The organism is Promicromonospora sp. AC04 (genome assembly GCF_003058225.1).
Taxonomy (GTDB): Bacteria; Actinomycetota; Actinomycetes; order Actinomycetales; family Cellulomonadaceae; genus Promicromonospora.
This window is the reverse complement of record NZ_QBUG01000003.1, coordinates 218,043-242,920: the sequence shown is the minus strand read 5'-3', so window position 1 is coordinate 242,920 and position 24,878 is coordinate 218,043. Positions and strand designations below refer to the sequence as shown.

The following is a 24,878-nucleotide window of genomic DNA, read 5'->3' as shown; positions in this document are numbered from 1 at the left end:
CCGGCGGCGTAACGTCAGACAGCCGTTCCAGGTACTTCTGCGCGCCCATACATGGATTCGAGCCACGTCCTCTGACGTCGGCTGCGACCAGTGGACCAGGCCCCGGGTCGGCTCGGCCGATTGTTGTACTGAACGGCCACCATTCACTGCATCGTCGAGGACAGACGGTGTGCCTACCCCGACGTTCTTGGAGTACCTCGTGAGCAAGCGGACCTTCCAGCCGAACACCCGCCGTCGTGCAAAGACCCACGGCTTCCGGCTGCGCATGCGCACCCGCGCCGGCCGCGCCATCCTGGCGGACCGCCGTCGCAAGGGTCGCGCCGAGCTCTCAGCCTGAGCCAATGTTGCCCGCGGCGCACCGTCTGCGCCGTTCCGTCGACTTCGAGCGGACGGTGCGTCGCGGCACGCGTGCAGGTCGATCGACCTTGGTGGTTCACCTCCTGATATCGGACGAAAACGTCTCGGACCCAGGATCGGGAACTCCACAGGTCGGTTTTGTCGTTTCCAAGGCTGTGGGTAACTCCGTGCAGCGCAATCTGGTGAAGCGCCGGCTCCGTGCTGCCGCGTCAGGGCAGCTGTCAGTGCTGCCCAGCTCCGCCCGGGCCGTCGTGCGTGCACTTCCGCCGTCGGCCGGCGCCACGTACGCCGACCTCGATCGCGACCTCAACTCGTGCTTACGCCGCGCCGTCGCACGCGCATCCGGAGACGGGAAGAGATGACGACCATCCCCGCACCCGAGGGTGAGGCACCGCTGCGGGAGCCCTCGCTGATCGGTCGGCTTCCGGTCACCATCCTCGTGGGGATGGTCCGCTTCTACCAGGCGTTCATCAGCCCGATGAGCCCTCCGAGCTGTAAGTACTACCCGTCCTGCTCGCAGTACGCCCTGATCGCGCTGCGGCGCCACGGTGCGCTGCGCGGGCTGGGTCTCGCGCTGTGGCGGCTGCTGCGGTGCAACCCGTGGAGTCTCGGCGGTGTCGACGACGTGCCGCCCGCGCGCGGCGCGCACACTCACGCCGAGGGCTGACCTGCCCCGGGCCGTGCCGCTGACACGACACCCGCACCCACCGCAGACTTTGCGTTACCGACTCTGGAGCTTCTTGACCGATGGACTTCTTCGCTTTCCTCTGGCCGATCGAATGGGTCGTCGCCTGGATCATCTACGGGTCGCACTGGCTCTTCACGACGCTCGGCATGTCCTCAGGTCCCGGCACGGCCTGGGTCCTGTCGATCGTCGCCCTGGTGATCGTGATCCGGATCGTGCTCATCCCGCTCTTCTTCAAGCAGATCAAGGCCTCGCGCGGGATGCAGATGATCCAGCCCGAGCTGCAGGCCGTGCAGAAGAAGTACAAGGGCAAGACGGACCCGGCGTCCCGCGAGAACATGACGCGCGAGACGATGGAGCTGTACCGGAAGCACGGGACGAACCCGTTCGCCTCCTGCATGCCGATCCTGCTGCAGTCGCCGATCTTCTTCGCGCTGTTCCGGGTCCTGAACAGCCTCAAGCAGATCTCCGAGGGCACCGCGGACCCCATCGGCCCGATCACCCGCTCGGTCGCCGGTGACATCGAGTCGTCGACCCTCTTCGGCGCGCAGCTGAGCGACGTCTTCCTGCAGACGGACTCCATGACCTCGCGCATCGTGGTGATCGTGCTCATCGTCGCGATGAGCGTCACGACCTTCACCACGCAGCGCCAGCTGACCATGAAGAACATGCCGCCGTCGGCCCTCGAGGGCCCGATGGCGCAGACGCAGAAGATGATGCTGTACATGCTGCCGATCGTCTTCGCGATCTCCGGCGTGAACTTCCCGGTCGGTGTGCTGATCTACTGGACGGTGACCAACCTGTGGTCCATGGGCCAGCAGTACTACACGATCAGGCGGATGCCGACGCCCGGCTCCGTCGCTGAGAAGCAGATGAAGGAGCGGCAGGCGGCGAAGGCTGCGAAGCGGGCGACGAAGAACGGCGGGGTCATCGAGGACGAGACCCCCGTCGTCGAGGAGCCGAAGAGCGGCCAGCGGGTGCAGCCGAAGCGGAAGAGCCGGCAGAAGGGTGCGCTGCCCCCTCGCCCGGCCATCGCGCAGTCGGCGCCGCAGGACGCACCTGACGCGGCGCCCGGGAACCAGCCGAGTCCCAAGCCCAAGCAGACCGGCACCACGCCAGGCAAGCAGACCGGTGCTACGCCCGGCAAGCAGCCCGGCTCGAAGCCCAAGCAGTCCGGCACGCCCGGGTCGACCCCGGCGTCGTCGGGCAAGCGCAAGCAGAAGAAGTAGGAGGAAGACGCGATGAACGCGAGCACAGGTACGGCCGCGCCCGATCCCGCGGCTCCGGTCGTGGATCCGGAGGACCGCACCAAGCGCCTCGAGGAGGAGGGCGAGATCGCCGCGGACTACCTCGAGGAGTTCCTCGACATCGCCGATCTCGACGGCGACATCGATCTGGACATCAAGCATGACCGCGCCGCGGTCGAGGTGGTCGCCGACGACCCCAAGTCGCTGACGCACCTGATCGGTCGCGAGGGCGAGGTGCTCGACGCGATGCAGGAGCTCACGCGCCTGGCCGTGCAGACCCGCACGGGGGAGCGGAGTCGCCTGATGCTCGATATCGGCGGCTATCGGGCGGCGCGTCGGGTAGAGCTGACCCGGATCGCCGGCGAAGCGGTCGAGCAGGTGCGGGCCTCTGGCGAGGAGGTCGAGCTCGAACCGCTGAATGCCTTCGAGCGCAAGGTCGTGCACGACGCCGTCGCCGCAGCAGGGCTGGTCAGCGACTCGCGGGGTGTAGAGCCTGAGCGATTTGTGGTGGTCCAGCCTGCGGAGACGCCGGCTGCGGTCAACGACTGAGCCACTGGTTTCGGCCGAGGGCCGGTGCGCGTCCCGAGGACGTGTACCGGCCCTCGGTGTGTTTGGCTTCTATTCGACGGCAAGTGGAGGACGGACGTGGAAGGTTCGGACGTGGCAGGTCAGGAGGAGTTCGGCTCCATCGCTGGAGTGCCCGACGCCGAGACGCTCGGCGCGAGCGATGCGGTCAGGGCGCACCTGGGTGACGCGTACGACGGCATCGCGCACTACGCGGAGCTGCTCCGTGACCAGGGGGAGCTGCGAGGGCTGATCGGCCCCCGAGAGGTTCCCCGCATCTGGGAGCGGCACATCCTGAACTCGGCTGCCGTGGTGCCGTATCTGCCGACGACGGGCGCCGTTGCGGACATCGGGTCGGGTGCCGGGCTGCCCGGCGTGGTGGTCGCGGTGATGCGATCGGACCTCGAGGTGATTCTCGTGGAACCGATGGAGCGGAGAACGACGTGGCTCGCGGAGGTCGTGACGGAGCTCGGGCTGACGAACGTGCAGGTGAAGCGTGGGCGGGCCGAGGAGTATCACGGTGCGTTCGAGGTCGATGCCGTGACGTCCCGGGCGGTCGCGGCGCTCTCGAAGCTGGTCCGCATGAGCATGCCTCTCGTCCGGGTGGGCGGTGAGATGGTGATTCTCAAGGGGCGCAATGTCGCGCAGGAGGTTGAGCCGGCGCGCAAGGTCCTGCGCAAGTACGCCGCTGGTGACCCGGAGATCCTGGAGGGAACCACCGTGGCGGGTGTCGAGTCGACGACCATCGTTCGAGTGCGTCGGGGGAAGTAGCTCCCTCCGGGAGCGATGTTTCACGTGGAACGGGAGCGGCCGCCTGAGGGCGACCGCTCCCGTTCTTGTTTCTGGTGGGCCTGCGTGTGCCCGGCGGGGGACTGTGTCGTCAGCAGCCGCCGCAGTTGTAATAGAGGATGTCCCAGTGGTTGCCCTCGTCGGTGTACAGGTTCCCGGCGCCAGAGCGGTACTGATAACCCCAGCCGGAGATGTACCCGACGTACGTGAAGTTGTTGGTGATGTAGCTGTCGATGCACGTGGTCGGGCGGATGTCGAGCTTGTAGCCGTTCCAGTGGCTGTAGGTGCCGCTGGAGTGCCCGGTCTCAGTGCCGCCGGTGATCGTGATGGCGCATCCGCTGGCCGAGCGGAGAGTTCGGATCCCGTCGATCGTCGTCTGCCGCACCTGTTCGAACGAGGTGCAGGTGGGGACATTGCGGTCGCTGCATCCTCCGCTCGACGTCCAGCTGATGCCGGCCGCGGTCAGCTGACTGGTGGCCTGGGCGTGGGTGAGGAATGTGGCAGCGCTGGCCGGCGCTGCGAAGGCGAGCACGAGTGCGGCCGTGAACGCTGTGATCAGCGCGGTGGCTCGGGTGATGGGTCTGGACAAGACGCCTCCCTGCGTGGAGTCAGACGTGCCTGGGCGTATCGAGGATATGTGGTGCGCCGATATACCGGGACATATCAGAACGGCCATAGCGAGTGCGATTGGCCAGGCCGGCGTCGGCCCGGCCAATCGCACTCGCTATGGTCCGGCCGACGTCGGGCCGACGCCCGGCCGACGCCCGGCCGACGTCGGGCCGACGCTGGGGCGAGGTGCTGAGATCGACGGCTGCGGACTGGATCTGCTTCGTGCGGGGTGCTGGGTTCCGTTTCACGTGAAACGGTCGGGACCGCGCCATCCGATCCGGCCCGGGAAGCCACCCCTGCCCGGGAAGAGCAACGGACTCAGAGTGCGACCGTTTCACGTGAAACGGGCGAGTGCCTCGCGGGGCCTGTCCTGTGGGGAGCGGCCAGGAAAGTGTCGAACTGGGGCTCGGTGAAGTCGAACCAGGAGCGGAAGGCAGGTTTCGGGTCGAACACCGGATCTGATCCCCTCGGGGTCGGCGTTTCGACACGCTTGAGCAGGCACGCGACCGTAGCGTTACACAGGTGTGCTTCTTCAGACGAAAGTCCAAGCGAGTAGCGGCAGCTGCGCCTGTTGCGGCGCCGGTCGCGAAGGCAGCGGAGCCTGACTTGTCCGCCTCGGAACGGCCCTCCACGAGGGAGGGGTCCGGAACTGAGATGGCGCCCGAGTCCACATCGGCGGCATCCGTGGCCGTGCTGACCGATCGGCCGGCGTCAGGCGCCGACGTGGTGGCGGAGAAGCAGACAATGGATGCACCCGCACCCGCACCCGAGCCGCAGGACGAAGCGACCGAGGCGAGTGCGATCCCAGGACGAGCAGAGACGTCGGGGACGCGGGGCGATGGAGAGCCCGCGGGGGAAGGCGCGCCAGCCACTGCGCCAACGGCGGTGAACGCCCCGGAGGTTGCGGATGTCCCGTCGTCCGAAGACATGGCACCACCTCAGTCCGAGATCGTGAGTGCCGGACCTCGCGACCAGGTCTGGGGCCAAGACCGTCCCGATCCCGAAGGAAAGAACGTGGCCGTGCTGAGCCAGCTGATCGAGTCCGTCACGCAGGTGGCGCCGGCCGGGCAAGAGGAGGCCACCGACGTGGCAGAGGGAGTGGAGGTCGACGACGTGGCGAGTGCCCTGGACTCGGCAGTGGACGTAGCGGCCGAGGATGACGCGGCGGGCGCTACGGGCGAGGATCCCGATCTCATGGACGAGCTGCCTTCGGATCGCCCAATCCCGGTGGATGCGATCAAGCGGGCGAGCGAAGCGCTCGACGCGGCGGTGAACGCCGCCCCTGCGGTGATCGGATCCTCCACGATGATCGACGACGACGAGGCGGTGGCCTTCGTCGATGCGGAATTCACACATTTCGGCGAAGAAACTGAGCCGGAGTCCGAGCCAGATGACGCGGCCAGCGATTACAGTGTCCGCGTGACGGATCCGATTCCTGTGCAGAGCCTCTCCGCTCCCGGTGTTTCACGTGAAACACCCGGGTCCGTGCAGACGCCGAATGGCACTCAGCAGCCCACGGACGGCCCGCACGGTAGCGATGACGAGCGGCGGTCGGCCCTCATCGCAACCGTCCCTGCCGTTGACGAAACCACTCCTGTCGCCGCCGAGCTCGCAATGGATGCTCGCCGGCGCATCGAACTCCAGGGGCGGAAGTTTCCTCGCCCTTCGAAGACCCGCATCATCACGGTCGCGAATCAGAAGGGTGGCGTCGGCAAGACGACGACCACTGTGAACGTCGCTGCCGGGTTGGCGCAGTCCGGTCTGAACGTGCTCGTCATCGATAACGATCCTCAGGGGAACGCTTCGACGGCTCTCGGCATCGAGCACCGCGCGGGGACGCCGTCGGTCTACGAGATCCTTGTCGAGGGGGAGTCTCTGGCGAGCACCGTGCAGCAGTGCCCGGACGTCCCGAACCTCTGGGGCGTGCCGGCGACGATCGACCTGTCGGGTTCCGAGATCGAGCTCGTCAGTCTCGTTTCACGTGAAACGAGGCTCCGCAAGGCGATCGACAAGTACCTCGCCGATCGCGTCGCAGCGGGTGAGGAGCGGATCGACTACGTCCTCATCGACTGCCCGCCGAGCCTCGGCCTGCTCACGGTCAACGCGTTCGTGGCGGGCCGCGAGGTCTTCATCCCCATCCAGTGCGAGTACTACGCACTCGAGGGCTTGAGCCAGCTGCTCAAGACCATCGACCTGATCCGTTCCCACCTCAACCCGGAGCTGCGCGTCTCCTCGATCCTGCTGACCATGTACGACGGTCGTACGAACCTGGCGCAGCAGGTCGCGGGCGAGGTGCGGTCGCACTTCCCGGCTGAGACCTTCAAGACGACGATTCCGCGATCGGTGCGAATCTCGGAGGCGCCGAGCTATGGGCAGACGGTGATGACGTACGACGCGACATCGACGGGCGCACTCGCGTATCTTCAGGCGTCCCGTGAGCTGGCGGAGCGCGGCCAGGGCGGTTCCAGCCCCCGGCGCGCGATGAAGGCTGAGCCAGTCGGAGCACAGGACTGATGGTCCGCAGTGATGAACGGGGAGAGATGCACCCCGTGATGATGGAGACGAAGCCCGTCCGCGCTCGGCGTTGGACCGGAACCGACGAGGAGACACGATGAGTGCGAAGCGACGAGGGCTCGGGCGGGGCCTGGGCGCCCTGATCCCCACGGGTCCTGAGCTGGACGATCAGGTTCCCGGTGGAGGCTTGGGTGAGTCGGACGGCGCGGACAGCGCGCTGGGCGGCTCCGTCGCCACCGTCGTCGAGGAGCGGCCGTCACCGGCACTCGCCCCGACGGACGAGGTCCCGGTGAGCACCATCTCCGCAAGCACGGTTTCGACGGAATCTTCCTCGGAGAAGAAGGCTGTCAAGAACGCGGGTCCTCGCCCGAGCACGGTGAAGTGGGACTCCGCGATCGCCAACGGCCGGCTCTCGGTCTCCAACGAGGCGGGGGAGGGCAGCAGCGCTTCGGCGCTGGACGACACGTTCTTCAGCCGCGAGCAGGATGTGGCAGACGGCGTTTCACGTGAAACACCGGAACTCGTTCCCGTCCCCGGAGCGCGTTTCGCCGAGCTGCCCGTCACCGCGATCCGGCCGAACACCTGGCAGCCACGGTCCGTCTTCGACGAGGGCGACCTCGATGAGCTGGTCGAGTCGATCAAGGAGATCGGCGTCCTTCAGCCGATCGTCGTCCGCCCCGACAAGGAGCACCCCGGTGAGTTCGAGCTCATCATGGGTGAGCGCCGCTGGCGCGCGACGCAGGCGGCAGAGCTGGTCACCATTCCGGCGATCATCCGCGACACCGACGACGGCGACATGCTTCGGGACGCGCTGCTGGAGAACCTGCACCGCTCCGACCTGAACCCGCTCGAAGAGGCGGCGGCCTACCGCCAGCTGCTCGACGACTTCGGCTGCACGCACGAGGAGCTCGCCAACCGAATCGCGCGCAGCCGCCCGCAGATCTCGAACACGCTGCGCCTGCTGCGCCTGCCCCCGCTGGTACAGCGTCGCGTCGCGGCGGGCGTGCTGTCGGCCGGTCACGCGCGCGCCCTCCTCGGCCTGAGCGACGGCGCGGAGATCGAGCGGCTTGCGCAGCGCATCGTGTCGGAAGGGCTCTCGGTCCGTGCGACCGAGGAGATCGTGATGCTCACCGAGTCCGACGGCGGCAGCACCAAGACGCGCAAGGCACCGCGAGCCGGCACGCGCAGCGAGGCGGTGGACGAGCTGGCCACTCGGCTCTCCGACCGCTTCGAGACACGAGTCAAGGTGGCGCTCGGCAAGACCAAGGGCCGCATGACCGTCGAGTTCGCCTCGGTCGAGGACCTCAACCGCATCCTCAACGTCATGGCACCAGAGGAGCGAGGCCTGCTCAAGCCTGCGTCCGACGCCTGACGCGCCGGTACACGCAAACGGCTCCGGGCCGGCGCCCCCACAGCGGGGATGCCGGCCCGGAGCCGTTTGCGTAGCGGCCGCTGCCCGCTATCGCGCGGGCGCGAGGGCCGTATCGATGATCGTGCGGTACAGCGTGGGCAGGTGGTGCCCGCTGGCTGCCGCGGCCTGGGGCAGAAGTGACATCTCAGTCATCCCCGGCGCGACGTTGACCTCGAGGATCTGGGCGGTGCCGGACCGGTCGAGGATCATGTCGGTGCGGGAGAGGTGCCGCAGGTGCAGCGCACGGTGGGCACGCACCGCGGCGTCCGACACGAGGGCCGTCTGCTCCTCGGTGAGACGGGCCGGCGCGAAGAACTCGGTCTCGCCGGCGACGTAACGTGCGGCGTAGTCGTATCCGCCCTCGGCGACGATCTCCACCGCGGGGAGGGCCTCCGGCCCGGACGGGCCGTCGATCACGCTGACCGCGAGCTCGATCCCGTCGATCGCCTGCTCGATGAGCGCGGTCTCGCCGTAGGCGAAGCACTCCACCATCGCGCGGGGCAGGTCCTCGGCGCGGGTCACGACGGTGACGCCGAGCGCGGAGCCGCCCTCGGTCGGCTTCACCACCAGCGGGAGCCCGAGGCGCCGCACGATCGTGTCGAGCACCGGTTGTGCCCCGAGATCCCGGAAGAGGCTCTGGGGGAGCGTCACGTAGTCCGGCGTCGCGAGCTCGGCGTCGAGCAGGGCGGCCTTCGAGATCGGCTTGTTCCACACCATGCGGCTCGCGCGCGGGCCGGTGCCGACGTAGGGCAGGCCGACCATGTCGAGCACGTCGCGCACCGAGCCGTCCTCGCCGGAGGCTCCGTGCAGCAGGGGCCAGACGACGTCGGGCCGGGTCTTGCGGAGGAACGCCAGGAGATCGGCGTCGACGTCGTGCAGGACGACCTCCAGGCCGGTGGCGCGCAGCGCCTCGGCCACCCGACGTCCGGACCGGAGGGATACGTCCCGCTCGTGCGACAGGCCCCCGGCGAGGACGACGACCAGGGGTGCGCCATGGCGGTCGTCAGGTCCGGCAGGGGCCGAGGGCGAGCCGGCGGGAGCACCGGACGACGCCGGCGCGGACGGGGCAGGGGCAGAACTGGTCATCGAGGACTCACTCGGTCGGGATCTATGGTCAACGGGTCAGCTGCCATCGTGTCAGACGCGTGGATCACCGGGTGACTCCCGCATCTGACCCGGATCGGCCGTGTCACGCCAGGTCAGGCGCAGGGTTCTCGACGTCGTCGGTGTCAGGGTCGGGCCGTGCGGACGTGCCGAAGATCTGCACCAGCTCGGACTCGCCGTTCACGACGCCGGCCAGTCGGCGCACGCCCTCGCGAATGCGCTCCGGCGTAGGGAAGCAGAACGAGAGGCGCATGTGGTCGGAGCCGCTGCCGTCGTAGTAGAAGGCGGTGCCCGGGACGTACGCGACGCGCGCGGTGACCGCGCGGGGCAGCATCGCGCGGGAGTCAAGACCGTCGGGAAGCCGCACCCACACGAAGAACCCGCCGTTGGGCACGTTCCACGATGCGCTCGGGAGGTGCTCGCCCAGCGCGCCCACAAGAGCGTCGCGCCGCTCGCGGTACATCTCACGGTAGGCCTTGATCTGGGCCTTCCAGTCGCACGTCTCGAGATAGGTCGCCACGGCGAGCTGCGAGGCGTTCGACGGTGACAGGACCGCCGACTCGCTCGCGAGCACCAGCTTGTCGCGCACCGCGTGCGGCGCGATGACAAAGCCGACGCGGTAGCCGGGGGCGAACGTCTTGGAGAACGAGCCGAGGTACAGCACGCCGTCGGCGTCGTAGGAGCGCAGAGCGGGCAGCGGCTCGTCGTCGAACCCGAGCAGGCCGTACGGGTCGTCCTCGACGACGAGGACACCGTGCCGGCGGCAGATCTCCAGGACCTGCGGACGTCGCTCGACGGACAGCGACACCCCGGCCGGGTTCTGGAACGTCGGAATGGTGTAGAGGAACTTCACGCGTCGGCCCTCGGCAGCGAGCCGCGTGAGCGTCGCGTCGAGCTCGGCGGGGACGAGGCCGTCGGCGTCGAGCGGGACGTGGACGACGTCGGCCTGGTAGGACCGGAAGACGCCCAGCGCCCCGACGTACGACGGCGCCTCGGCGATCACGACGTCGCCCGGGTCAACAAAGATGCGGGTCACGAGGTCGAGCGCAGACTGCGAGCCGGTGGTGACGACGACGTCGTCGGGGTGGGCGGAGACGCCCTCGAGGGCGACGACCTGGGTGATGTGCTCGCGGAGCACCTCCTCGCCCTGGCCCGAGCCGTACTGCAGGGCAGTGGTGCCCTTGGTGGCGATGAGGCGTTGCATGGTGTCGGCGATGACGTCGAGCGGCAGGCCCTCAAGGTATGGCATCCCGCCTGCCAGCGACACGACCTCGGGTCGGTTCGCCACCGAGAAGAGTGCCCGGATCTCCGAGGCGCGCATGCCGTGCGCTCGCGCCGCGTACGAACCGAACCACGGGTCGAGGCGGTTACCGGCAGTCTCGGGAAGCTCGTTCACGCGGCCCAGTGTCGCACGCAGCCGGTGTGCGACCCAGTAGCCGTTCGTGGCGAAACGGTGAGATTACGCGGCTCCGAAACGAGAAGAGCGCGTGCCCGGCACCAGAACCCGGTGACGTGACCAGGTGGGCCGGACACACGCTCTGCTGCGCGGTGCGTGGGGCGATCAGCCCGCGAGGACCTCGTCGATCTCCTCGGTCAGTGCGCGCTTCGGGCGGGCACCGATGATCGACTTCACTACCTCGCCACCCTTGTAGACGTTGAGCGTCGGGATCGACACGATGCCGTAGTCCATGGCGGTCTGGCGGTTCTCGTCGGTGTCGAGCTTGACGATCTTGATCTTGCCCTCGTACTCGTCGGAAAGCTCCTCCAGGATCGGCGCCACCATGCGGCACGGGCCGCACCAGGTGGCCCAGAAGTCGACGAAGACAGGAATGTCAGAGTCGAGGACCTCGGTCTTGAAGGTGTCGTCGGTGACCTTGATGGTGCTCATCCAGCATCTCCTTGTTCGTGGCCCCCTGGGGGCCGAATGGGCAGGGCCGGTTGGCGCCGGCCGGGAGATCAGTCGTTCAGCGAGTCGAGGAACGCCTGGGCGTCGAGCGCCGCGGAGCAGCCCGAGCCGGCGGCCGTGATCGCCTGGCGGTAGGTGTGGTCGACGGCGTCGCCGCAGGCGAAGACGCCGGGAAGGTTGGTGCGAGTGCTGCGGCCCTCGACGAGGATGTAGCCGTCCTCGTCCAGGTCTACCTGGCCCTTGACCAGGTCGGTGCGGGGCTCGTGGCCGATCGCGACGAACAGACCGGTCGCGTCCAGATCGCGGATCTCGCCGGTGACCGTGTCGCGCAGGCTGATGCCCGAGACCTTGCTGTCGCCCGTGATGCCAGCGACCTCGCTGTTCCACGCGAACTCGATCTTCGGGTCCGCGACGGCGCGCTCGGCCATGATCTTCGAGGCGCGCAGGTCGTCGCGGCGGTGCACGACGGTGACCTTCGAGGCGAACCGGGTGAGGAACGTGGCCTCCTCCATCGCGGAGTCGCCACCCCCGACCACTGCGATGTCCTGGTCGCGGAAGAAGAATCCGTCGCAGGTGGCGCACCACGAGACGCCGCGTCCGGAGAGGCGCTTCTCGTCGGGCAGGCCCAGCTCGCGGTACGCCGAACCGGTCGAAAGGATCACGGAGCGGGCGCGGTAGGTGTCGCCGCCGCCCGTCACGATCGTCTTGACGTCACCGGTCAGCTCGACCTGCTCCGCGTCGTCCCAGACGACCTTGGCGCCGAACTTCTCCGCCTGCTCGCGCATGGCCTCCATCAGGTCAGGGCCCTGGATCCCGGCCGGGAAGCCAGGGAAGTTCTCGACCTCGGTGGTGTTCATCAGCGCGCCGCCCGCGGTGACCGAGCCCGCGATGACCACCGGCGCGAAGCCGGCGCGCGCCGCATAGATGGCTGCGGTGTATCCCGCAGGGCCGGACCCGACGATGACTACGTCGAGCACGGGGGCGTCGGTGGTCCCGGCAGCCAGAGCGGTGGTCTGTTCGGTCAAGGTGGTCTCCTCGAGTTCCATGGGCACACGCAACAACACGCGAGCGGGTCCCAGTGTTCCAGCCGATGCCGTCCACGGCGCGGTCGTGGGCGTGAGTCTCGCCACACAATATCGACATATTTCGATGGGTGGGAGTGAGGATAGGACCGGGCACGAAGACGACGAACGCTCGCGCGGGAGCGTTCACGGGCGCCAGGGCGCCCTCCACTCCGGGAACAGATACTCCCGCGCGAGCATTCGTCGTCTTCGTGCCCGGTCCTACCTCGGTGGCTGGCTAGCGTCTGGCTAGCTGAGCACTACCTCGTTCAGCTCGAGCCGGAAACCGTCAGAGACCTGCGGCAGCTCGGTGATCCAGATCGTGAACGAGTCGCTCACGACCGGCTCGGGCAGCTCGAACGTGGTGGTGTTCGAGAACGTGCCTTCCGCGAGCACCTCGCCGCCCTCGCCGCCCTTGAGGATCTGCACCTTGCCGCCGGGGGTGTTGGTGAGCAGCTCGATCTTGCTGACCGACGCCGGCTCGCGGAGCCTCAGCTCCATCCCCAGGGCGTCCTTGAACCCGCCGAACGCCGGCTTCCCCTGGTAGGTGGTCGTGAAGTAGAAGGTGGCCGGGTCGGTGTCGTACGCCAGCTCGACCTTCTCCGGGTGGTCGATGGTCTCGCCCTCCCACTCGAGCGTGCCCAGCAGTGTGGCCGAGTCGATCACCGGGCGCGCCTCCGTCTCCGTGGGAGCGGACGGTTCGCCGCTGCCCTCGCCCTCGGTACCCGCGGAGACGGACACCGAAGGTGTCGGGGGGGCATCGGCGATCACGTCGGGGGTCGGCGAGAGGACGGCATTGACGGCCCAGATCAGGCCGGCCACGACGGCGACACCGACGAGGCCGAGCACGATCGGCGTCGGGTTCACGCCGCCGCGCTTGGGCGCCGGTTGCGTGGCGAACCCGGCGTCCTGGTCGTAGTAGCCACCGTTCGGGTCGACGCCGCCCGGAGCGTAGGACTGCGGCGGGTACTGCTGCGGCGCCTGCTGTGCGTGCTGCGCGTACTGCGCCTGGTCATAACCGGGCTGGGCCTGTGCGACCGGCTGGCCGAACTGGTCGTAGCCGGTCGGCCCGCTCTCGGGCGGCGGGGGCGGCACAGGGGCATGCTGCCCGTAGGCCTGCGGTTCGTAGGTGTACTCGTTCTGCGGTTCGGGGTAGCCGGCGGGCACGTTGCCCACCCCCGCCGCGATTGTCTCGTCGGTGCGTGCGATCCGGCCGGTGACGGGGCGCCGCACGGGCGGCGTTCCCTCGCCACCGAAAGCTTCGGCGACGGACTGTCGTCGCGGCTCCTCCGGCTCGGGCTGCACGAATCCAGGCAGCGATGCCACTACGGAAACCTCTCCCCACGGCTGGAGCGCCGCAGTTACGTCGTCGGGGTTCATGGGCCCTTCGGTGCCGCCGGACGCGTCGAACGTCCGGCCCACCAGGGCATCGATGTCGGCGTCCACATGGGGTACCAACGTGGACAGGGGCGCCACGGCGCCGGAATCGTCGAGCTGCGCGGGCAGCGGTATCAGGGTGTCCTTCGCGATCCAGTCGGCCTCGAGGTCCTGGCCGGGCCAGCGCGCCGTCATCGCGTAGTAGAGGAGGGCCACCAGCCCCTGGGCGTCGAGCTGCGCGGGCTTGACGTTGAGCGTATCGCCTGAGGCGAGGCCGCCGTCCAGCCCCAGGCCGGTGACCCGCACCTGGTGGCCGTCGACCCGCACGGCCTCAGGGCGCAGCGCGGTGTGGTGCACACCGCGGGCGTGCGCCACGCCGAGGGCCGTGGCCGCCTCGCCGACGATCGCCCGGGCCTGCTGCTCGTCCACGAGGCCGCTCGAGATGACCTCGGTCAGCGTGGTCCCGGTGTGCGGCTCGGTGACCACGTACTTGTGGCCGTCGGCGTCGGACCCGGCGTCGAGGACGCGGGCCAGGCGCGGATCCGTCACGAGCGCCGCCCGCCGGGCAGCGTCCAGGGCATCGCCTGCATAGGGCCCGGTCACGAGGGTCACGCGGACCTCGCGGTCCAGAATTAGGTCGTGCGCCTCCCAGGCGGTAGCCGCGGCAAGGTCGGTGGTCGCCTGCTGGCTCAGCCTGTATCTCTCGACCAGCACGCTGCCTGGCTCGACGGTGCTCACACGGACCTCCTCGCTCGGTCGGGGGACAGTAGCAGGTACGTGACCACAGGGGTCACGCGCCGTCGCCATGCTACGCGGAACGGCTGACAGCCCGCCGAAACGTCGGCCCCACGCGCCAGAGAGCCCAGCTCACCAGGGGTGAGCTGGGCTCTCTGGCACGACGGCGGAGTGGTCAGCGCTTGAGGCGTGCCAGCACCGGGCCGAGCAGGCGGTTGAGCTCCTGCACGCGCAGCAGGCGGAGCAGGAGGACGTAGATCGCGAGCATGACCAGGCCACAGAGTGCGGTCACCCACAGGCCACTGAGCATGGTGAGCGCCCAGCCGCGGCCGAACACGAGCACGTCGAACCCGCCGACCAGCTGGTAGACGCCCCACCCGGCGAGGCCGGAGACCCCCGCGGCGAGGATCAGCTTGGCATGGAGGAGGAGGATGCGTCCGCCGTCGAGCCGCCCGTCGAGCTTCTTCCTGAGGCCACCGGTACGCAGGAGCACGGTGATCCAGTTCGACAGGGCGTAGGCGCCACCTGCGGCGATGACCCAGTACTGCGGCTCCAGCCAGATCTGCGCGGAGATCAGGCCGGCCACGAGGGCGACCGTGGACGGCACGGTGATCCAGAACACGGAGCGGCCGTCCTCGTAGGCGTAGAAGACCCACTTCATGAGGGCTTGGCCGCCGAGCGGCACCAGGCCGAACGCGAGCGCGACCAGGACAGGTGAGATGAGGGCCGTGCCGGCCTCGCGCGCCGTCGGGACGATGAACGCCGTGAGCGGCCCGGCCAGCACGACGAGGGCCGCGGTGGCGAACACGGTAAACACGCCGATGGTGCGCAGCCCGAGGGAGAGGTCGGCGCGGACACGGTCGGTGTCACCCTCCTGGGCGGCCTTGCTGATCCCGGTGAACAGGGCGGTGGCGATGGAGACCGTGACCAGGGAGTGCGGCAGCAGGTAGATCAGGAGCGCCTGCGTGTAAGAGGCGTTACCGGCGATCTCCTCCGCGGAGACGGCGGCACCGGACGTCACCCGGGTCAGGTACAGGACACCGGCCTGCTCCAGGACCACCGCGGCGAGGGTCCACAGGGCCACCGAGCCGGCCGAGCGCAGCCCGACGCCGCGGAAACCCAGACGGAAGTTCCAGCGGAAGCCCGAGCGCAGCAGCGGGACGAGCAGCACCAGCGCCTGCGTCACGATGCCGAGGGTGGCCGTGCCGGCCAGCAGGAGCGTACGCGGGGTGTCCCACTCGGACAGGTCGTTGATCCCGAGCTCGGGCGCGCTGCCGAACAGGATCAGGAAGATCCCGAACCCGAGGATCGAGACCACGTTGTTCGCCACCGGGGCCCACATGAACGGCCCGAACTGCTCGCGCGCGTTCAGCACCTGGCCGAGCAGCGTGTACAGGCCGAAGAAGAAGAGCTGCGGGATGCACCAGTACGCGAAGACTGTGCCGAGCGCGAGCTGCTCCGCGGTCCAGCCGTCCGTGTAGAGCATCACCACCCACGCGGCGGCGCCGGTGAGGGCGGCGGTGACCGCGAGGATGCCCACCGCAGAGATGGTGAGCAGCTTGTCGATCCGCTCCTGCGTGTTGTGCGCGCGGAACGCCTTGACGATCTGCGGGACCAGGACGGCGTTCAGCATGCCGCCCGCGAGGATGGCGAACAGGACGCCGGGCAGCTTGTTCGCGACGTCGAACGCGTTCGCGACGGTGCCCGCGGAGCCGATGGCGGCGACCAGCATCAGGTTGCGCACCAGGCCGCCGAGGCGGGAGGCGGCCGTGCCGGCCGCCATCACTATCGAGTTGCGTCCGAGGCTGCTGGTCGACGACGGCGTCACGGGCGCGTCCGGACCGCTCGCGGCTGCAGAGCTGGGGTCCGACGCTGGGTCGGTCGGTGCGGTCACGGCGTTCTCCTGGGTCAAGCGACTACTCCCGTGGTCTCGGCCTCGCCCGGCGCTGTCCGGCCGATGTGTGCGGCGGCCGAAACACTACTCTGCCCGGACGGCCGCGGAGTCCGCGGACGCCATCGGCAGGGACTCCGGGACCTCGGGCACGGCTCCGGTCGCCTCCTCGACGTCCTTGCTGGTGGCACGGTACGGGGAACGCCCGCGGCGCACCGTGCGCCAGATCCCGGACAGGAACAGCAGGGCCACGAGGCCGGCGGCGATCCAGGTGCCGACCTCCTCCCAGCCCGCGCGGACCCGGACCTGGAACGACGAGTCGTCGCTGATCTTGGCGCCGGTCGGCGTGAGGACCTGGGCGGTCACCTCGACGTCGCCCGAGCCGATCGCACGCACAGGCACCTGCACGTCCATCTCCTGACCTGCCGGGATGGTCTCGGTGCTGCGGGCGTCGACGGTGAGACGCGGGTGGTCGGGGCGCAGCACCACGGTGACCGTCGCGTCGACGTCGAGGTTGTTGCGCACGCGCACCGGGATGTCGCCGGCGTCGGTGATGAAGTTGATGTCCTCACGCGGAACCACGGTCACGGACTCCTGCGTGAGCTTGTTCGTCGAGCGCAGGGCCTGCCGCACGAACAGGTCCCGGACGCCGGGGTCGCTGCGGTGCGCGACGGCGAGCGGGGCGGCCAGGCGGGCGACGCCCGGCCGCCAGACCCGGAACGAGGCGTCCGTGGCGACCGACGAGAACGTCACCACCGCGTCGCGCGCGCGCTCCAGCTCCGCCACCTCGGTGGCGCCGAGCTCGGCCTTGGACACTCGTCGGTCCGGCAGGGCAGTGCGTTGCACTTCCTGCGCTTCCTGCATGAGCAGCGTGTTCAGCGTCGTGGTGGTGACCCAGCCCGAGGCGTCGAGCGCGTCCAGGATCGCGGTCGCGCCCTCGGCGTCGGGCGTCCAGCTGCGCGGCGCGACGATCGACAGGGACGGCGGGTCGAACGGCGCCTGGCTCACGACGGCGGCGGTCTCCGCGAGGAGGCGCTGCACGCCCTCGGCGGTCGTGGAGCTGGTCGTGACCGCGGCTGCGCCCGCGGTGCTCTCCGTGGACGACGCGGTCTCCGCGCTCGACAGGTCGGTCGCGGAGAGGAAGGCCTGCGTGAGGATCGTGTCGGTCACGACGGTGCGCGCGGTGCCCGACGGGGTGTCGACGTCGGCCCGGCCCGTCACGGTGCCGACGCCCTCGTACGCCAGTCCGCCGCTGCTGACCACCACGTTCGGCCGGTCGGCGGCGACCGCGAGGTCGACGGTCTCGAGGTCGGGCACGATGCCGTCGGCGGGCCATGCCAGGTTCGAGCTCCAGGACGCCGGCACCTCCCAGTCGGCCGTGCGGGGGGCGTGGAGGAAGCTCCGTGAGCCGGTGGTGCGCACGTTGGCGTGCGCGAGCGCGCCGAGGTCGGGGTCATGGTCGGGAAGCGTGTAGGTGGCGGTGTTCGCGGCGGCGGTGAGCATGCGCTCGGACCACTCCGTGAGCGCCGGGTCGCTCGACGTCGAGGCGACGCCCATGACGTCCGGGTCGATCGCGAGCGACAGGTTCGTGTTCTCCGCGACCTGCAGCACGCCGTCGAGCCGCTGGCCGGTGGCGGTTCGCTGCGCCAGCTCGATCTCTGCCGCGCTCGGGTCGGCCGGATCGGTGGCGGGGCTGGTGACCGCGGCGAGGATGCTGAGCCTCACGGGCTCGCGCTCGAGGCCGTCGGCGTCGTACATGAGGAAGGAACGGGCGATGCCGAGGCGGCCTGTGGCGTCGCCGACGGTGACCGCGAGCCGGCGTGCGCCGAAACCCCGCAGGTACTCGGCGCCCGGGTCGTAGGTGAAGGAGACGGTCGTCGAAGCGCCCGGTGCCAGGTCCGGGACCGAGTCCTGCAGCGGGTTGTTGCCGTAGACGGGGTCGAGCAGGTCGGCCGTGGACCATGCGGCGATATCGGCGCGCGACGTGAGCGCCGCGTAGTCGACGCTCAGCTCGGCCACGGCGCCGGACACCGGGGCGTCGGTCGTGTTCGTGACCTTCGCCTTGATGGTCACCTCGTCGCCCGGCCTCGCGACCGGGTGCGAGACGTCGACGACGTCGACGTCCAGCGAACCCTCGGCGGAGGCCGTCGCGGGAATGGTCGTCGCGGGGGTGGTCGTGCTCGCGGGAGTGCGCGCCGTCGTCGGACCGGTGGCGGCTGCTGGAGACATGGCCGACCCGACGAGCACCGCGCCCGCCAGGAGCACGGCGCTGATCTTGCCGGTGCGGCGGGCCGCCCGGTCGCGGGCGGGACTGCGGGGGAAGTCGGGGTGCTGCGTCATGGCAGGTCGGGGCGCTCCGTGGGGAAGGCGTCGGCACGCAACGCGTCCCGGAGGTTCCTCGACGACTCGAGGAGATCCAGGGCGGACGCGGCCAGTCGCTGCTCGTTCGGGTACGACAGGCGCTCGGAAAGCTCGTCGACCCTGACCCAGAGAGCGTCCTCGGCTTCGCCGTCCGGATCGTTCTCCACGGTCAGGTGACCGCCCTCCGCGCGCAAGAGGTAATGGTGCACCACCTTGTGGACTCTCCGGTCCTCACCGGTGAACCAGTAGTCGATCACGCCCAGCTCCGCCTGGATGGAGCCGCGGATCCCCGTCTCCTCGCGGATCTCGCGGATCGCGGCCTCCTGCGGCGTCTCGCGACCCTCGAGGTGGCCCTTCGGCAGGCACCACTCCAGGCGGCCCGTACGGTTGCGGCGCAGCAGCACGGCGGCGCTGAAGTCCCCGGGATGCTCGGACTCCGCCCGCAGCACCAGTCCGCCGGCCGACGTCTCGTCCACGATGGGCAGATGGGTCGGGGTGCTCGTCGCTGCGGCACGCCGGGCAGGGTTCACCCGCAGCGGGGCCCCGCCGGGCGGCGTGGGCACCTCCGGACGACCGTCAGGACGGTCGCTCGCCGGAAAAGGGGTGGACATGCCCCAACACTACCGACTGAGCACGCTTGGTCTGGTCAGGTGAGGGTTCGGCGGTTTCGGGCACGAGTTCGGTCGGCGGGTGGGAACGCCTCCGCGCCGCCTCGCTCTTTCGGTGAGTGGTGGCCTGTCGGGTCTGGGAGAATCTGGGGCTGTGTCTACCCCTGAACAGGATCTGCTGCGTCGTGCGCTCGGCGTGCTGACCGAGATGGCGCCCGCGGCGCTCGAGCTGGGCGAGCAGTTTCGTGCCGCGGGCCACGAGCTCGCGCTCGTCGGCGGTCCGGTGCGGGACGCGTTCCTCGGCCGTGCGAGCAACGACCTCGACTTCGCGACGTCGGCCTCGCCGGACCAGACGCAGCGGATTCTCGCGCGCTGGGGCGACGCGAACTGGGACATCGGCAGGGAGTTCGGCACCATCGGGGCGCGCCGGGGCGACGTCGTCGTCGAAGTGACGACGTACCGGACCGACAAGTACGACCCGGCATCGCGCAAGCCGCTCGTCGAGTTCGGCGACACGCTCGACGGTGACCTGTCGCGCCGCGACTTCACCGTGAACGCGATGGCGGTGCGTGTGCCCGACCTGGTCTTCGTCGATCCGTTCAACGGGCTGAGCGATCTCGCGGCGGGGGTGCTGCGCACCCCCATCGCGCCCGAGCGCTCGTTCGACGACGACCCGCTGCGCATGATGCGCGCCGCGCGGTTCGCGGCCCAGCTGTCGTTTCACGTGGAACCGGGGACGCTCGCCGCGCTGGTCGCGATGGCCGGGCGGATCGAGATCGTGTCCGCCGAGCGGGTCCAGGCGGAGATCACCAAGCTGATCCTGAGCGACAATCCGCGGGCCGGGCTCGAGGTGCTGGTCGACACCGGCCTCGCCGACCAGGTGCTGCCCGAGCTGCCCGCTCTCCAGCTCGAGATCGACGAGCACCACCGGCACAAGGACGTCTACCAGCACTCGCTCACCGTGCTGGACCAGGCCATCGCCCAGGAGACCGGGCCCGACGGCGCGGTGCCGGCGCCCGACCTGGTGCTGCGGCTCGCCTCGCTGCTGCACGACATCGGCAAGCCCGCCACGCGGCGCTTCGAACCCGGCGGTGGGGTGAGCTTCCACCACCACGAGGTGGTCGGTGCCAAGCTCACCGCCAAGCGGCTCAAGGCGCTCAAGTTCGAGAAGCAGGTGGTCAAGGACGTGTCCCGCCTCGTTGAGCTGCACCTGCGGTTCCACGGGTACGGCGACGGAGCGTGGACCGACTCCGCCGTCCGCCGCTACGTGACCGACGCCGGCCCGCTCCTCGAGCGGCTGCACCGGCTCACCCGTGCCGACTCGACGACGCGCAACAAGCGCAAGGCCAAGCGCCTGTCCGATGCGTACACCGACCTCGAGGACCGGATCTCCGCGCTGCGCGAGCAGGAGGAGATCGACGCGATCCGACCGGACCTCGACGGCACGCAGATCATGGCGGTCCTCGGGATCTCGCCGTCGCGCGAGGTCGGGGAGGCGTACAAGTACCTGCTGAGCCTGCGCATGGAGCGGGGCCCGCTGGGCGAGGACGTGGCGACGGAGGAGCTGAAGAAGTGGTGGGCCGAGCGGTAGCTACACGTGGGTCGGGTCGAACAGCGCGCTGACCGACTCGCCGCTGTGGATGCGGCGCACCGCCTCCGCGAAGGCCGGGGCCACGCTGATCACCGTCAGCTTGTCGTGGGCCAGGAGCACGGTCGACGGCACCGTGTCGGTGGTGACGATCTCGACCACGTCGGGGTCCGCGGCGATGCGGTGCGCGGCGTCGTTGGCGAAGATGCCGTGCGTGCAGGCGATCCGGACGGTGCGCGCGCCGTGCTCGCGGAGCAGGTCGAGGATGGCCAGGATCGTGGACCCGTTCGCGATCTCGTCGTCGAGCACGATGATGTCCCGGCCGGCGACGTCGCCGATCAGGGAAGAGATCACGACGCGGTCGCCGTCGAACCGCTCCTTCGCGGCCGCCGCGACCGGGACCCCGAGCATCTTCGCGAACGCCGACGCGCTCTTCGCGTTACCGAGGTCGGGGGAGACCACCGTGGCCTTCGAGAGGTCGCTCGGCAGGAAGTGCGCCGCGAGCTCGCGCAACGCGTTGAGCTGGTCGGTCGGCACTCGGAAGAACGCGTGCACCTGCGGAGCGTGCAGCGTCATCGTGAGGATGCGGTTCACGCCCGCCGTCTCCAGCAGGTCCGCGACGAGGCGGCCGCCGATCGAGATGCGCGGCGCGTCCTTCTTGTCCGAGCGCGCGTACGCGAAGTGCGGCATGACGGCGGTGATCCGGGCTGCCGACGCACCCTTGGCGGCGTCGATCATCAGCAGGAGCTCCATGAGGCTCTCCTGCGCGGGACGCACGACGGACTGCACCAGATAGACGTCGCGCTCGCGGCAGTTCTCCATCAGCTGGACCTGGAGGCAGTCGTTCGCGAAGCGTTGGATGTTGATCGGACTCAACGGGACGTCGAGATCAGCGCACATCTCCCGAGCGAAGCGCTGACCCCCGGTACCAGCAAAGACCCGCACCTCGGCCATGGCTGGAGTCTACGGAACGTCGACCCCGCACGCCTAGCCAGGAACGGGCATCATGTGGGCCGTGAGCCTCACCGAGTGGCAGACCTGGGAACCGTTCGTCGACGCGCTGCGTCGGTCGGCGCCACCGGGGACGGAGGTCAGCGAGTTCGTGGGCATGATCGGCCGCGGCGCCTGGCAGGGCACCTACCTGGACGACGGCGCCGCCGACGTCCGCCGCGACCACTACCGCGAGCTCGCGCGCGAGGCGGCACGGACGGGTGGGCGCGGACCCAAGGCCGACCTCGACGATGCGCTGCGGGCGGTCGCCGGCCTCTCGCCCGACGTCGAGCAGCCAGTGCGGGTCCGCGCAGGCGCCCGGTCCGGTGAGGACGTCGTCGAGCTGGTCACGCTGCCGCCCGCCGTCGTGTCCGGGCCGGTCACGCCGGTGCTCGAGGTGGTGCTGGAGCCCGGGGCGCTTCCCGCGCAGCACCTGGCGACGATCGCGCCGTTGCCCGGCGCCGCGCCCGCGCCGTCGGCCGATCCGGACGCCGTGACCCGGGTGATCGTGGAACGGATGCCCGACGCCGTCGGCGCGGCGCCCGACGAGATCACCGCCGCCGAGGCGGCCCTGCCCGACGGCGTGCTTCTGCCGGGCGAGGTGCGTGCGCTGTACACCGCGGCCGGGTCGGGCAACCTGAAGCTCGCGGCCGAGGAGGGCCGGTTCGGCGGGTTCGAGATAGTGCCGCTGAACGGAGGGTTCCTGCGCGAGGCGTTCCTGCCCGCCGCCCGCTTCAGCACCTGGACGGCCGACGCCGACGCGTTCGCCGCCGAGGACCCCGCCGGCCGGGTACAGGCGGCGATCGGTTCGCCACTCTGGTTTCCCGTGGGGACCGACGGCGCCGGGAACGTCTACGCCGTCGATCTTGCCCCGGCGGCGAACGGACATGTGGGGCAGGTCGTACTGCTCTACCACGAGCTGCGCGCCGGGGCGGCGTACCGCGCGGAGAGCCTCGCGGCACTGCTCGCGGGGCAGGTCGGTCCCGACCGGATCGGTCTCGACAAGGCAGACCGGCGGGGTGACGAGGCCGGCCATCGAGGGGACGAGCTGGACCAGCGGGGAGACGGACCGGGTCAGCGGGGGGATGGAACCGGTCAGCGGGAGCCTGGCTCGCGTCCGTCGGCGGAGCCCGAGTTCCTGAACCTCGACCCCGCCGCCTGGGCCGAGCGGCTCGACGCCGGGACGGTGCCGACCACCCTCAAGGCCGCCGGCCTGGTGCCCGATCGGACGCACCCGCCGGCCTTGACCGACGCGATCTCGGTGGCGAACCGGCTGCTCGAGCTGCGCGGTCTGGCGCCGATCGAGGTCACCCGGCTCACGCGCCCGGCTCAGCAGAAGCGCGAGGGGCTGTTCGGCCGGCTCTTCAGCCGCTGACTCTGGGCCGCTCGCCAGCCGAAACGACTCCGGTCCGCTGCTTCGAGGCCGGTCGGTTGATGGACCGATCTCGAAGCAACGGACCGAAGTCGCGTACCTACTGGCGCGGAGGGTCAGTGACCGCCCGCGAACTCGCCGTCCGTCTCCGGGCGCTTGATCAGCGTCGCCAGCCCGATGGTCAGCGCCATCACGATGGCGCCGATCCCGAAGGCCAGGCCCGCACCGCCGGCCATCGCATGCGTGGCGGACTCCCCGGACTCGACCAGGGACTGCGACCGGATCGTCATGATCGCGATGAACAGCGCGGTGCCCGCCGCGCCCGCGACCTGCTGCACCGTGTTGATCGTGGCCGAGCCGTGCGAGTACTGGTGCGGCTTCAGGACCCCGAGCGCCGCACTGAACAGCGGCGTGAACACGGAGGCCAGCCCGATCATCAGCAGGATGTGCGCGCCGAGGATGTAGAACACCGACGTCGTGGTCGAGATGAACGCGAACATGCCGATCGCCACGGTGACCACCGCGGTCGCGGGGATCATGATCGGCCGCGGGCCGACCCGGTCGTACAGCCGGCCGATCACCGGGCCGAGCACGCCCATCGCGACGCCGCCCGGCAGCATGATCAGGCCGACCACCAGCGGCGCCAGGCCCACGGCCTCCTGCAGGACGAGGGGCAGCACGATCATGGTGCCGAACATCGCCATCATCGAGATCGCCATGATGCCGACCGCGACGCGGAAGTTGGGCTCGAGGAACGTGCGCAGGTCGAGCAGCGCGGAGTCGGTGCGCTGCCGCGCGATCTGCCGCCAGATGAACAGGCCGAGCACCGCGAGACCTACGCCGAGCGGGATCCACGGGTTGACCGGCGCGGCATGCTGCGCCGCCTCGCCCAGACCCGAGAGGCCCCACACCATGCCGCCGAACGCGACGAGCGCGAGCAGCAGGGACAGCGGGTCGAGGTGGTGCTCGTCCTTGTCGGAGACGTCGCGGATCCAGAGGATGCCCGCGATCAGGGCGAGCGCCGAGATCGGCAGCACGACGCCGAACACCCCGCGCCAGCCCAGGGGTTCCAGGACCGCGCCCGAGAGCGTCGGGCCGAGCGCCGGGGCCAGCGCGATGACCAGCGTGACGTTACCCATGATGCGGCCGCGCATGTGCGGCGGAACGATAGTCATGATCGTCGTCATGAGCAGCGGCATCATGATGGCCGTGCCGGTCGCCTGCACCACGCGACCGGTCACGAGGATCGCGAAGCCCGGCGCGATCATCGCGAGGCCCGTGCCCAGGGTGAAGAGGGCCATCGCCAGCAGGTAGGCACCGCGCGTGCCGAGCCGGTTGATGAGGAATCCGGTCGCCGGGATGACCACCGCCATCGTCAGCATGAACGCCGTGGTGAGCCACTGGCCGGTCGTGGCGGTCACACCGAGATCGTCCATGATGGGCGGCAGCGCCACCGACATCGTGGTCTCGTTGAGGATCACCGTGAACGCGCTCGCCATGAGCAGCGCGATGACGCGGAAGTGCCCGGGGGCGAGCTTGTCGGCACGCGCCAGGGCGGGTGCCTCGCTCGGCGTGCCGCCCGGTGGTGACTGGGTACTCGGTCGGTCGTTCAGCTGATCAGAAGTGTCAAGAACTTCGGTGCTCATAGGCTTGCCCTCTCGGTACGGTGCGCGGGCCGAGATCGAGGGCGACACTGCACACGACCTACG

At 69.8% G+C, this 24,878-nt stretch carries 21 protein-coding genes; 10 read left to right on the top strand and 11 right to left on the bottom strand.

Annotated elements, in window-relative coordinates; translation table 11 throughout:
* Positions 1–199 precede the first annotated feature (199 nt).
* The 6 genes from rpmH to rsmG all read left to right on the top strand — a co-directional run bounded on the left by rpmH (position 200) and on the right by rsmG (position 3,624).
* Entirely contained in the window at positions 200–337 is a 138-nt protein-coding gene (gene rpmH, locus C8K30_RS10200; protein ID WP_108493057.1) for a 50S ribosomal protein L34, read from the top strand.
* A gap of 4 nt (positions 338–341) precedes the next feature.
* On the top strand, positions 342–719 hold the full coding sequence (rnpA, locus tag C8K30_RS10195) for a ribonuclease P protein component (protein WP_108492792.1): 378 nt from the start codon (positions 342–344) through the stop codon (positions 717–719).
* On the top strand, positions 716–1,024 hold the full coding sequence (yidD, locus tag C8K30_RS10190; protein ID WP_108492791.1) for a membrane protein insertion efficiency factor YidD: 309 nt from the start codon (positions 716–718) through the stop codon (positions 1,022–1,024). The genes rnpA and yidD overlap by 4 nt, the downstream gene beginning before the upstream one ends.
* An 80-nt stretch (positions 1,025–1,104) precedes the next feature.
* Positions 1,105–2,271, top strand: a complete 1,167-nt coding sequence (yidC, locus tag C8K30_RS10185; protein WP_108492790.1) for a membrane protein insertase YidC — start codon at positions 1,105–1,107, stop codon at positions 2,269–2,271.
* A 12-nt stretch (positions 2,272–2,283) separates the two neighbouring features.
* Positions 2,284–2,838, top strand: a complete 555-nt coding sequence (locus C8K30_RS10180; protein WP_108492789.1) for a R3H domain-containing nucleic acid-binding protein — start codon at positions 2,284–2,286, stop codon at positions 2,836–2,838.
* Between the two features lie 111 nt (positions 2,839–2,949).
* Positions 2,950–3,624: a 16S rRNA (guanine(527)-N(7))-methyltransferase RsmG gene (gene rsmG / locus C8K30_RS10175; RefSeq protein WP_233257095.1), complete on the top strand. Its 675-nt coding sequence runs from the start codon at positions 2,950–2,952 to the stop codon at positions 3,622–3,624.
* Between the two features lie 109 nt (positions 3,625–3,733).
* On the opposite strand, the gene C8K30_RS10170 is transcribed toward rsmG, so the two are convergent.
* Positions 3,734–4,231: a hypothetical protein gene (locus C8K30_RS10170; RefSeq protein ID WP_108492788.1), complete on the bottom strand. Its 498-nt coding sequence runs from the start codon at positions 4,229–4,231 to the stop codon at positions 3,734–3,736.
* 1,034 nt (positions 4,232–5,265) lie between these two features.
* Here C8K30_RS10170 and C8K30_RS31795 point away from each other — a divergent pair.
* Entirely contained in the window at positions 5,266–6,765 is a 1,500-nt protein-coding gene (locus C8K30_RS31795; RefSeq protein WP_369939689.1) for an AAA family ATPase, read from the top strand.
* Positions 6,766–6,862: 97 nt separating this feature from the next.
* Positions 6,863–8,137, top strand: a complete 1,275-nt coding sequence (locus tag C8K30_RS10160) for a ParB/RepB/Spo0J family partition protein (RefSeq protein ID WP_108492787.1) — start codon at positions 6,863–6,865, stop codon at positions 8,135–8,137.
* Positions 8,138–8,224: 87 nt separating this feature from the next.
* On the opposite strand, the gene C8K30_RS10155 is transcribed toward C8K30_RS10160, so the two are convergent.
* The 8 genes from C8K30_RS10155 to C8K30_RS10120 all read right to left on the bottom strand — a co-directional run bounded on the left by C8K30_RS10155 (position 8,225) and on the right by C8K30_RS10120 (position 19,222).
* On the bottom strand, positions 8,225–9,262 hold the full coding sequence (locus tag C8K30_RS10155; RefSeq protein WP_108492786.1) for a D-alanine--D-alanine ligase: 1,038 nt from the start codon (positions 9,260–9,262) through the stop codon (positions 8,225–8,227).
* A 103-nt stretch (positions 9,263–9,365) separates the two neighbouring features.
* Positions 9,366–10,676 carry a PLP-dependent aminotransferase family protein gene (locus tag C8K30_RS10150; protein WP_108492785.1) on the bottom strand — a complete coding sequence of 437 codons (1,311 nt, stop codon included), beginning with the start codon at positions 10,674–10,676 and terminating at the stop codon, positions 9,366–9,368.
* A gap of 165 nt (positions 10,677–10,841) precedes the next feature.
* Positions 10,842–11,168, bottom strand: coding sequence for a thioredoxin (trxA, locus tag C8K30_RS10145; protein ID WP_108492784.1), 327 nt, complete (start codon positions 11,166–11,168; stop codon positions 10,842–10,844).
* A gap of 68 nt (positions 11,169–11,236) precedes the next feature.
* Positions 11,237–12,232 (bottom strand): thioredoxin-disulfide reductase, encoded by a 996-nt coding sequence (gene trxB, locus C8K30_RS10140; RefSeq protein ID WP_233257094.1) that lies wholly within the window; start codon positions 12,230–12,232, stop codon positions 11,237–11,239.
* A 264-nt stretch (positions 12,233–12,496) separates the two neighbouring features.
* Positions 12,497–14,362, bottom strand: coding sequence for a protein kinase family protein (locus C8K30_RS10135; RefSeq protein WP_108492783.1), 1,866 nt, complete (start codon positions 14,360–14,362; stop codon positions 12,497–12,499).
* A 172-nt stretch (positions 14,363–14,534) separates the two neighbouring features.
* The gene (gene murJ / locus C8K30_RS10130; RefSeq protein ID WP_108492782.1) at positions 14,535–16,253 is read right to left on the bottom strand and encodes a murein biosynthesis integral membrane protein MurJ; all 1,719 of its coding nucleotides are present in this window, start codon (positions 16,251–16,253) and stop codon (positions 14,535–14,537) included.
* Between the two features lie 84 nt (positions 16,254–16,337).
* Positions 16,338–18,590 (bottom strand): DUF6049 family protein, encoded by a 2,253-nt coding sequence (locus tag C8K30_RS10125; protein WP_108492781.1) that lies wholly within the window; start codon positions 18,588–18,590, stop codon positions 16,338–16,340.
* Complete coding sequence (locus C8K30_RS10120) at positions 18,587–19,222, bottom strand: NUDIX hydrolase (RefSeq protein ID WP_199230430.1); 636 nt, start codon at positions 19,220–19,222, stop codon at positions 18,587–18,589. The genes C8K30_RS10125 and C8K30_RS10120 overlap by 4 nt, the downstream gene beginning before the upstream one ends.
* 151 nt (positions 19,223–19,373) lie before the next feature.
* Between C8K30_RS10120 and C8K30_RS10115 the strand changes: the two genes are divergently transcribed.
* Positions 19,374–20,810 carry a CCA tRNA nucleotidyltransferase gene (locus C8K30_RS10115; protein ID WP_108492779.1) on the top strand — a complete coding sequence of 479 codons (1,437 nt, stop codon included), beginning with the start codon at positions 19,374–19,376 and terminating at the stop codon, positions 20,808–20,810.
* On the opposite strand, the gene C8K30_RS10110 is transcribed toward C8K30_RS10115, so the two are convergent.
* The gene (locus C8K30_RS10110; protein WP_108492778.1) at positions 20,811–21,761 is read right to left on the bottom strand and encodes a ribose-phosphate pyrophosphokinase; all 951 of its coding nucleotides are present in this window, start codon (positions 21,759–21,761) and stop codon (positions 20,811–20,813) included.
* 61 nt (positions 21,762–21,822) lie between these two features.
* Here C8K30_RS10110 and C8K30_RS10105 point away from each other — a divergent pair, with 61 nt between their 5' ends.
* Positions 21,823–23,172 carry an SMI1/KNR4 family protein gene (locus tag C8K30_RS10105; protein WP_158280976.1) on the top strand — a complete coding sequence of 450 codons (1,350 nt, stop codon included), beginning with the start codon at positions 21,823–21,825 and terminating at the stop codon, positions 23,170–23,172.
* Between the two features lie 113 nt (positions 23,173–23,285).
* Here the strand turns inward: C8K30_RS10105 and C8K30_RS10100 are convergent, their stop codons facing one another.
* The gene (locus C8K30_RS10100; protein WP_108492776.1) at positions 23,286–24,815 is read right to left on the bottom strand and encodes an MDR family MFS transporter; all 1,530 of its coding nucleotides are present in this window, start codon (positions 24,813–24,815) and stop codon (positions 23,286–23,288) included.
* Positions 24,816–24,878 lie beyond the last annotated feature (63 nt).

Coding starts and splice junctions, on each gene's coding strand:
- rnpA (WP_108492792.1), top strand. CDS start 342: ATGTTGCCCGCGGCGCACCGTCTGCGCCGTTCCGTCGACTTCGAGCGG.
- yidD (WP_108492791.1), top strand. CDS start 716: ATGACGACCATCCCCGCACCCGAGGGTGAGGCACCGCTGCGGGAGCCC.
- yidC (WP_108492790.1), top strand. CDS start 1,105: ATGGACTTCTTCGCTTTCCTCTGGCCGATCGAATGGGTCGTCGCCTGG.
- C8K30_RS10180 (WP_108492789.1), top strand. CDS start 2,284: ATGAACGCGAGCACAGGTACGGCCGCGCCCGATCCCGCGGCTCCGGTC.
- C8K30_RS10160 (WP_108492787.1), top strand. CDS start 6,863: ATGAGTGCGAAGCGACGAGGGCTCGGGCGGGGCCTGGGCGCCCTGATC.
- C8K30_RS10155 (WP_108492786.1), bottom strand. CDS start 9,262: ATGACCAGTTCTGCCCCTGCCCCGTCCGCGCCGGCGTCGTCCGGTGCT.
- trxA (WP_108492784.1), bottom strand. CDS start 11,168: ATGAGCACCATCAAGGTCACCGACGACACCTTCAAGACCGAGGTCCTC.
- trxB (WP_233257094.1), bottom strand. CDS start 12,232: ATGGAACTCGAGGAGACCACCTTGACCGAACAGACCACCGCTCTGGCT.
- C8K30_RS10125 (WP_108492781.1), bottom strand. CDS start 18,590: ATGACGCAGCACCCCGACTTCCCCCGCAGTCCCGCCCGCGACCGGGCG.
- C8K30_RS10120 (WP_199230430.1), bottom strand. CDS start 19,222: ATGTCCACCCCTTTTCCGGCGAGCGACCGTCCTGACGGTCGTCCGGAG.
- C8K30_RS10110 (WP_108492778.1), bottom strand. CDS start 21,761: ATGGCCGAGGTGCGGGTCTTTGCTGGTACCGGGGGTCAGCGCTTCGCT.
- C8K30_RS10100 (WP_108492776.1), bottom strand. CDS start 24,815: ATGAGCACCGAAGTTCTTGACACTTCTGATCAGCTGAACGACCGACCG.